Source organism: Peribacillus sp. NPDC097264 (assembly GCF_050277925.1).
GTDB lineage: Bacteria > Bacillota > Bacilli > Bacillales > DSM-1321 > Peribacillus.
This window is the reverse complement of sequence record NZ_JBNNSR010000013.1, coordinates 75,300-84,456: the sequence shown is the minus strand read 5'-3', so window position 1 is coordinate 84,456 and position 9,157 is coordinate 75,300. Positions and strand designations below refer to the sequence as shown.

9 protein-coding genes, 1 rRNA gene and 1 riboswitch are annotated in these 9,157 nt (G+C 44.6%); all 10 genes read left to right on the top strand.

All coding sequences use genetic code 11. From position 1 onward, the window contains the following. A 5S ribosomal RNA gene (gene rrf, locus ACQKL0_RS18205) occupies nt 1-95 on the top strand; the annotation flags it as partial. 260 nt (nt 96-355) lie between these two features. Then, the gene (locus ACQKL0_RS18200) at nt 356-556 is read left to right on the top strand and encodes an NETI motif-containing protein (protein ID WP_402958642.1); all 201 of its coding nucleotides are present in this window, start codon (nt 356-358) and stop codon (nt 554-556) included. Between the two features lie 74 nt (nt 557-630). Next, a riboswitch (purine riboswitch) is annotated at nt 631-732 on the top strand. A gap of 132 nt (nt 733-864) precedes the next feature. Further along, entirely contained in the window at nt 865-1,353 is a 489-nt protein-coding gene (purE, locus tag ACQKL0_RS18195) for a 5-(carboxyamino)imidazole ribonucleotide mutase (protein ID WP_427688991.1), read from the top strand. Further along, complete coding sequence (gene purK, locus ACQKL0_RS18190) at nt 1,337-2,494, top strand: 5-(carboxyamino)imidazole ribonucleotide synthase (protein ID WP_427688990.1); 1,158 nt, start codon at nt 1,337-1,339, stop codon at nt 2,492-2,494. The genes purE and purK overlap by 17 nt, the downstream gene beginning before the upstream one ends. Next, nucleotides 2,491-3,783: an adenylosuccinate lyase gene (purB, locus tag ACQKL0_RS18185; RefSeq protein WP_402872289.1), complete on the top strand. Its 1,293-nt coding sequence runs from the start codon at nt 2,491-2,493 to the stop codon at nt 3,781-3,783. The genes purK and purB overlap by 4 nt, the downstream gene beginning before the upstream one ends. Before the next feature lie 101 nt (nt 3,784-3,884). Next, nucleotides 3,885-4,604, top strand: a complete 720-nt coding sequence (gene purC, locus ACQKL0_RS18180) for a phosphoribosylaminoimidazolesuccinocarboxamide synthase (protein WP_427688988.1) — start codon at nt 3,885-3,887, stop codon at nt 4,602-4,604. Beyond that, a complete protein-coding gene (gene purS / locus ACQKL0_RS18175; RefSeq protein ID WP_427688986.1) occupies nt 4,597-4,851 on the top strand; it encodes a phosphoribosylformylglycinamidine synthase subunit PurS in 255 nt (84 codons plus the stop codon). Before purC ends, purS begins: the two co-directional genes overlap by 8 nt. Beyond that, nucleotides 4,848-5,534, top strand: a complete 687-nt coding sequence (purQ, locus tag ACQKL0_RS18170; RefSeq protein WP_427688984.1) for a phosphoribosylformylglycinamidine synthase subunit PurQ — start codon at nt 4,848-4,850, stop codon at nt 5,532-5,534. Before purS ends, purQ begins: the two co-directional genes overlap by 4 nt. Beyond that, nucleotides 5,518-7,740, top strand: a complete 2,223-nt coding sequence (gene purL / locus ACQKL0_RS18165; protein ID WP_427688982.1) for a phosphoribosylformylglycinamidine synthase subunit PurL — start codon at nt 5,518-5,520, stop codon at nt 7,738-7,740. The genes purQ and purL overlap by 17 nt, the downstream gene beginning before the upstream one ends. Then, a complete protein-coding gene (gene purF, locus ACQKL0_RS18160) occupies nt 7,725-9,140 on the top strand; it encodes an amidophosphoribosyltransferase (protein WP_427688980.1) in 1,416 nt (471 codons plus the stop codon). The genes purL and purF overlap by 16 nt, the downstream gene beginning before the upstream one ends. The last annotated feature ends 17 nt before the right edge of the window (nt 9,141-9,157 follow it).

Here is a 9,157-nt window from a genome sequence, read left to right as displayed (position 1 = left end):
GTCACACCCGTTCCCATTCCGAACACGGCAGTTAAGCTCTTCAGCGCCGATGGTAGTTGGGGGTTTCCCCCTGTGAGAGTAGGACGCCGCCAAGCCATTTCGAAGGTCAGCCATTAGGCTGGCCTTTTTTGTTTTCAGACTGGTACCATTAAAATAAAATGAAATCATTCACTGTTGCTAGGACAGAACAAGTTAGATATCGAAAACAGCTTTCCGTCGATCTTTGATTAAAATCCCTGGATAAGCTGTTCAACCTATCTGAAAGAATTTATAATTAGAAAAATAGGCAAGCTGTTTAATAAGGGTGGAACAAAAATATTCATGAAAATAGTGAATGCAGGAAAGGAACGATTCTGTGAGTAAAAAGGGTAAAGAAAAGTTTGAAGTTAGAGAAGGAGAAAGCATTGATGAATGTCTTGATCGAATAAAGGCTGCAGGGTACTTTCCAGTGAGGAGAACGGAAGAACCCATTTTCGAGGAAAGAATCACGAATGGAATGGCTCATTATGAACCAATTAACAGGAAAATTGTATTTGAAGCAAAGTTATTGGAGTAAAACACGAACGATCTTTAAGTATTCTATAAAAATATTCGATTTTATCTTGACAATGAAAATGCGTGACGGTAAGATGGATGTATATTAATACCTCTCATATAATCCTGGGGATATGGCCCAAAAGTTTCTACCTGATGACCGTAAATCATCGGACTATGAGAAAAGTAGCTGACTTATTCGGAAACTATCGAAGTCTTTTTTGTGAAGACTTTTTTCCGGGCAGATTGCTTTCTCTATGAGGAAGAAGTCTGCCCGTTTTTTTTTTGAAAATTATAGATGATAGAATGGAAAGTGGGAGGGACAGTATTATGAAGTCGCAGGTCGGGGTCATTATGGGTAGCGTCTCGGATTGGGAAACGATGAAGTATGCTTGTGAATCATTGGAACAGCTTGAAATCCCCTATGAAAAAAGAGTCGTTTCGGCCCACCGCACACCAGACTTATTGTTTGAATATGCAGAGAGTGCAAGAGAGCGCGGGATTAAGGTGATAATAGCAGGTGCAGGTGGAGCTGCTCACCTACCCGGTATGACGGCAGCTAAAACAATAGTACCTGTGATTGGGGTGCCAATCCAATCCAAGGCTTTAAACGGTATGGATTCATTATTATCGATCGTTCAAATGCCAGGCGGGGTACCGGTTGCCACGGTAGCCATCGGAAAGGCAGGGGCGATTAACGCAGGTTTGCTTGCGGCGCAGGTATTGGCTGCTTTCGATTCAGAAATCGCCGATAGATTAGAGGTTCTCCGAGACGAAACTAGGGAAAAGGTGTTATTGAGCAGTGAACAACTTAAATAAGGTCATTTTACCGGGTCAGACGATTGGAATTATTGGCGGTGGACAGTTAGGCAGGATGATGGCCTTAGCGGCTAAGGCAGCAGGCTTTAAGATAGCTGTTCTTGAACCAACGACTAATGGTCCGTGTGCTCAAGTGGCAGATATAGAGATCCTTGGGGCTTATGATGACATAGATGCATTGAAAAGGCTGGCAAATGTCAGTGACGTCATTACCTATGAGTTCGAAAATATCAGTTCCAAGGCTCTTGATTGGTTGAAACAGCATGCCTATCTTCCTCAGGGGTCGGAATTATTAAAACAAACACAGGATCGGCTTACTGAAAAGAAAGCCATAGCAGGTGCCGGAGCAACGGTTGCCCCGTACCAGGAAATTCAGGATGTTTCGGAAATTTACCTACATATAGAAGAATTAGGGTACCCAAGTGTGTTAAAAACGACCCGTGGCGGTTATGATGGAAAAGGGCAGTTAGTCATAAATGAGGAAGCTGATATTAAAAAGGCTGAATCCCTGCTCCAAACAGGTGTATGTGTATTAGAAGCTTGGATACCTTTCGTTAAGGAAATCTCGGTTGTCGTGACGCGTAAAGCGAATGGTGAAACAAGTCATTTTCCGGTAGCAGAAAATATTCATATTGAAAATATACTGCATAAAAGCATCGTTCCCGCTCGCATCAGTCAGAGTGCTGAAGAAAAGGCCATTGTGGAGGCTCGACAGCTTGCCGAAAAACTAGAACTGGTCGGTACATTGGCCGTGGAGATGTTTTTAACGGCAAAGGATGAAATCATCATCAATGAGCTTGCACCAAGACCACACAATTCGGGTCATTATACATTGGAAGCATGTGCAACATCCCAATTTGAACAGCATATCCGTGCTGTCTGTAATTGGCCCCTCGGAAATACCTCCTTGTTGCAACCGGTGGTCATGGTCAACGTCCTAGGTGAACACTTGGAGCCATTACTTCATGAAATTCCGGAGCTTACAGATTGGAAGGTTCATCTTTACGGTAAAAGAGAGGCCAAGATAAAACGGAAAATGGGGCATGTTAACATTTTACGTCCAACACTCGAGGAAGCCCTTTTAGAAAGTAATCGAAGCAAAATTTGGAATCAACAGGTTGAAACGGAGGAAGCAAAATGATAGAACGTTATACCCGCCCTGAAATGGGTAACATTTGGACAGAGAAAAACCGCTTTAATGCATGGTTGGAAGTAGAAATCTTGGCATGTGAAGCGTGGTCGGAACTTGGTGTCATACCGAAAGAAGACGTGAAGCTCCTTCGTGAAAATGCGTCATTCGATGTAGAGCGCATCAATGAAATTGAAAAAGACACTCGCCATGATGTTGTGGCCTTCACACGTGCGGTTTCCGAAACATTAGGTGAAGAACGTAAATGGGTGCATTATGGGCTGACTTCAACGGATGTAGTTGATACGGCACTTTCTTATGTGATTAAACAAGCGAATGATATTCTTTCAAAGGATTTAAATAATTTTGTCGAGATCTTGAAAAACAAAGCGAAAGAACATAAATATACCGTCCAAATGGGACGTACACATGGTGTGCATGCGGAACCGACCACTTTCGGCTTGAAGCTTGCCCTTTGGTACCAAGAAATGAAACGGAATGTGGAACGTTTTGATGCTGCTCGAAAAAACATCGAGGTAGGTAAAATCTCCGGCGCTGTTGGTACATATGCAAACATCGACCCGTTCGTTGAACAATTCGTCTGTGAAAAGCTGGGCCTTGAAGCTGATCCCATTTCAACGCAAACCTTGCAACGTGATCGCCATGCACACTATATGAGTACATTGGCGTTAATTGCAACTTCCATCGAAAAATTCGCTGTGGAAATCAGAGGGTTACAAAAAAGCGAAACGCGCGAAGTGGAAGAATTCTTTGCAAAAGGACAAAAAGGATCATCAGCAATGCCTCATAAACGGAATCCTATCGGTTCTGAGAACATGACAGGAATGGCCCGGGTCATCCGTGGATACATGATGACAGCGTATGAGAATGTAGCTTTATGGCACGAACGTGATATATCCCACTCTTCTGCTGAACGAATCATCTTGCCGGATGCAACGATTGCTTTGAATTATATGTTGAACCGCTTCAGTAACATCGTGAAAAACCTTACTGTCTATCCCGAGAACATGAAGCGTAACATGGATCGTACACTTGGATTAATCTTCTCTCAACGCGTTCTGCTTGCCCTTATTGACAAGGGTCTTGTCCGTGAAGAGGCGTATGATACGGTTCAGCCACATGCGATGGACGCCTGGGAGCAACAAGTTCCATTCAGGAGCCTGATCGACAAGGATGATAAAATCACAAGTCTGCTTACTAAAGAAGAACTTGATGACTGTTTCGATCCTACCCATCATTTGAAAAACGTAGATGTGATCTTTGATCGCCTAGGCTTATAAAATAAGGCTGCAAACGTGAATCCCCATCGGGTGAAGCGTTTGCTCCTTGCCTAATGATAAGATGAAAATTCATAATATTCACAATTCGGAGGTCTTAACAGATGGAAAAGCGAGAATTGCTGTATGAAGGGAAAGCGAAACAGATTTATGCAACGGACAACAGTGAAATAGTATGGGTGGAATACAAAGATTCAGCAACGGCATTCAACGGCGAGAAGAAGTCAGAGATCGCTGGTAAAGGCCAGTTGAATAATCAAATTACTAGTTTACTATTTTCGAAGCTTGCCGAACAAAACATTCCTTCTCATTTTATAGAAAAGCTTTCCGAGCGGGAGCAACTGGTTAAAAAGGTCTCCATCATTCCTCTTGAAGTGGTCGTTAGAAACACGGCTGCCGGTAGTTTCTCTAAACGCACCGGCATGGAAGAGGGCCATCCACTAAAGAAAACGCTCGTTGAATTTTATTATAAAGACGACGCACTCGGCGATCCTCTGTTGACGGAAGACCATATTGAAGAATTGGAGCTTGCCAGCAAGGAAGATGTAGCGATCTTAAAGGAAAAGGCACGGGAAATCAGTAAGGTCCTATCAACCATATTCCAAGAGATGGGCATTAACCTGATTGATTTTAAACTGGAATTTGGCAAGACACCTGATGGGGAAATCCTGTTGGCTGATGAAATTTCACCGGATACTTGTCGCCTTTGGGACGCAGAGACACATGAAAAATTGGACAAAGACGTATTCCGCCGTGATTTAGGTAGTTTAACAGATGCATATGGAAAAATTCTAGCAAAGTTGGAGGGCACTCAACATGTATAAGGTTAAGGTATATATCACACTACGAGAAAGTGTACTGGATCCACAGGGGACAGCGGTTCAACAATCCCTTCATAGTTTGACATATAACGAAGTGAGCGATGTTCGTATCGGGAAATACATTGAACTGACGATTGATGACACCGACCGTGATTTAGATCAGCTGGTGAAGGAAATGTGTGAAAAGCTATTAGCCAATACAGTCATTGAAGCGTACCGCTATGACGTGGAGGAGGTTGTCACCCAATGAAATTCGCTGTCATCGTTTTTCCTGGCTCCAATTGTGATGTCGACATGTATCATGCGATACAGGATGCGCTTGGGGAGGAAGTGGAGTATGTATGGCATTCCACGGATAATCTAGACAAATTTGACGGGATCCTGCTTCCAGGCGGATTCTCTTATGGCGACTACCTACGTTCAGGAGCGATTGCCCGTTTTTCCAATGTGATGGCCGAAGTCGTAAAAGCGGCTCAAGCAGGAAAGCCGGTACTTGGCGTCTGCAATGGTTTTCAAATTTTGCTTGAAGCAGGGCTGTTACCGGGAGCGATGCGACGTAATGATGGACTGAAATTCATCTGTCGTAACGTAGAACTGAAAGTTGAAAATAATGAATCGATGTTTACCACGGGTTATTCATTAAACGAATCCATCACCATTCCAGTGGCCCATGGTGAAGGGAACTATTACTGTGATAAAGAAACACTGAAGGAATTAAAACAAAATAACCGCATTCTGTTCACTTATCAGGGAGAAAATCCCAACGGTAGCCTAGAACAAATCGCGGGAATCACCAATGCACAAGGCAATGTCCTCGGAATGATGCCTCATCCAGAACGTGCTGTTGACTCATTGCTAGGCAGTAAAGACGGCTTAAAGATCTTTCAATCCATCGTGAAAAACTGGAGGGAATCACATGTTGTTACAGCTTGAACCAAGTCCGGATAAAATTAAATCGGAGCGTTTATACGCAAGTATGGGGTTATCCGATGAAGAATTCGCCATGGTGGAGAAAATCTTAGGCAGACTGCCGAATTATACGGAAACTGGTTTGTTTTCCGTCATGTGGTCAGAGCATTGTTCCTACAAAAATTCAAAACCCATCTTAAGAAAATTCCCGATTACGGGGGAAAAAGTACTACAAGGTCCTGGTGAAGGGGCTGGAATCGTCGATATCGGTGATAATCAGGCCGTCGTTTTCAAGATCGAAAGCCATAACCATCCATCGGCCATTGAGCCATATCAAGGAGCGGCTACAGGTGTTGGCGGCATTATCCGTGATGTCTTCTCCATGGGAGCCCGACCTATCGCCATGTTAAACTCGTTGCGCTTCGGTGAATTGGATAACGAACGCGTGAAGTATTTATTTAAAGAAGTGGTTGCAGGAATTGCCGGCTATGGAAACTGTATTGGGATTCCCACTGTCGGCGGAGAAATTCAATTCGATCCTTCGTACGAGGGCAATCCGTTAGTCAATGCCATGTGCGTCGGGTTAATTGACCATAAGGACATCAAGAAAGGCCAGGCTCATGGTGTAGGGAATACGGTCATGTACGTGGGTGCCAAAACAGGCCGTGATGGCATTCATGGAGCAACATTTGCTTCGGAAGAACTTTCAGAGTCTTCAGAAGAGAAAAGACCAGCCGTGCAAGTTGGCGATCCATTCATGGAGAAATTACTGTTAGAAGCTTGTCTTGAGCTCATCCATAATGATGCACTTGTCGGCATTCAGGATATGGGCGCAGCGGGGCTTACTAGCTCATCGGCTGAGATGGCGAGCAAAGCTGGATCAGGGATTAAAATGAATCTTGATTTAGTACCGCAACGTGAAACAGGCATGACTGCGTATGAAATGATGTTGTCTGAGTCACAAGAACGGATGTTAATCGTCGTTACTAAAGGACGGGAACAGGAAATCGTCGATTTGTTTACGAAGTATGGCCTGGAAGCCGTTGCTGTTGGTGAAGTAACGGATGATAAAAACTTAACTCTTTCTCATCAAGGTGAAATCGTGGCCGCGGTCCCGGTCGATGCATTGGCCGAAGAAGCACCAATCTATCACAAACCATCTGCTGAACCACAATATTTCCGTGACTTCCAAAGCATGACGGCAAAAGTTCCGGTTATTAAGGATTATAAGAGTACTCTTTTAGCATTATTACAACAGCCTACCATATCAAGCAAGGAATGGGTTTACGACCAATATGATTATATGGTTCGTACGAATACTGTGGTATCCCCTGGCTCGGACGCTGCAGTCGTACGTGTGCGAGGAACGAATAAAGCGCTTGCCATGACAACGGATTGTAACTCCCGCTATATTTACCTCGACCCCGAAACAGGCGGTAAGATTGCTGTAGCGGAGGCAGCCCGTAATATTGTCTGTTCGGGTGGCGAACCTTTGGCGATTACAGATTGCTTGAATTTTGGAAATCCGGAAAAACCAGAGATATTCTGGCAACTGGAAAAAGCCGCTGACGGCATGAGCGAAGCATGTCGTAGCTTAAGTACGCCTGTCATTGGTGGAAACGTATCACTTTATAATGAAACGAATGGCGAGGCCATTTATCCAACGCCAGTAGTAGGAATGGTTGGTCTTGTACATGACCTTCAACATATCACGACTCAAACGTTCAAACATGAATCCGACTTGATATATGTGGTCGGGGAAGCGAAAGCTGAATTTGGCGGCAGTGAACTTCAAAAAATGGTGGAAGGAAAAATCTTTGGACCTGCACCGGAATTGGACTTACACGTTGAACAAAAACGTCAAGCACAAATTCTTGAAGCCATTCGAGCAGGGCATATCGCCTCCGCACATGATCTTTCAGAAGGTGGTTTGGCCGTTGCCTTAAGTGAATCTTTATTCGGTCCGGCAAAACTCGGCGCAAACGTTCAGGTTTCCGGCGAATTGGTATCCGGGTTGTTCAGCGAAACGCAATCCCGATTCTTACTATCCGTTCGTCCAGAAAACCAAGCGGCGTTTGAATCCATCGTTGAAGATGCGATCCTTATAGGGGAAGTAACGAATGATCCAAAAATAATCGTGACGGATGATGGCGATAATCTGGTATTTGAAGTGAATGTTGAAGAATTGCAATCAGCTTGGAAAGGGGCCATTCCATGCTTGCTGAAATAAGAAGTCTTAATGAGGAATGTGGCGTAGTAGGAGTCTGGGGACATCAAGATGCAGCACAGCTTGCCTATTACGGACTGCATAGCTTACAGCATCGGGGCCAAGAGGGAGCCGGCATTGTCGTGACGGACGGTAACCAAATGTCCATCACGAAAGGGGAAGGTCTTGTAACGGAAATCTTCACCGCAGAAAAAATGGAGGCACTTTCGGGTACCGGGAAATCAGCGATAGGTCATGTTCGCTATACGACGGCAGGCGGCGGCGGGTATCAAAACGTTCAGCCTTTCTTGTTCAATTCACATACAGGAGGGCTGGCTCTTGCCCATAATGGGAATATCGTCAATGCCAGTCAGTTAAAGGCACAGTTAGAGGGACAAGGGAGCATTTTTCAAACGACATCGGATACGGAAGTCCTTGCTCATTTGATTAAACGCTCTGGTTATTCCGATATTAGGGACTCTGTGAAAAATAGCTTAAGCATGCTAAAGGGCGCCTATGCATTTGTCGTCATGACGGAAAATCAAATGATTTTAGCGCGGGATCCACATGGTTTCCGCCCACTTTCCCTAGGAAAGATTGGGGATGCGTATTACGCTGCCTCTGAAACATGCGCACTTGATATCGTTGGTGCAGAATTTATCCGTGATATCGAACCAGGAGAGCTTGTCGTCATCAACAATGAGGGAATCCATTCAGAGTACTTTTCCCTATCCAGCCAACACGCCATGTGCACGATGGAATATGTATATTTTTCCCGACCGGATAGCAACATTGATGGGATCAATGTGCATACAGCCAGGAAAAACCTTGGTAAGCAGATGGCCCTGGAAGCGAAAATCGAAGCGGATGTTGTCACAGGTGTTCCGGATTCAAGCATTTCGGCAGCCATTGGTTATGCCGAAGCTGCGGGCATCCCTTATGAAATGGGCTTAATTAAGAACCGCTATGTCGGACGGACATTTATTCAACCATCACAGAGCCTTCGCGAACAGGGTGTGAAGATGAAACTATCGCCGGTAAGAGGCGTCGTGGAAGGGAAACGCGTGATCATGGTGGACGATTCGATCGTCCGAGGAACGACGAGCAGAAGGATTGTCCGCATGCTGAAAGATGCAGGAGCCAAAGAGGTCCATGTAGTGATCAGTTCGCCGCCAATTAAAAATCCATGTTTTTACGGTATTGATACATCGAAAAAAGAGGAACTGATTGCCAGCTCCAAATCGGTGGAGGAAATACGGGAAATCATTGAAGCCGATTCATTAACCTTTTTAAGTGTGGAAGGCATGGTGGAAGCGATTGGACGTCCGTTTGCTGGAGAAACACGCGGTTCATGTCTAGCATGCTTCACCGGAAATTATCCAACGGAAATTTTCGATTACGAACGGGAAAAAATTAAATGCTAAAAAAACATCGATAAGAA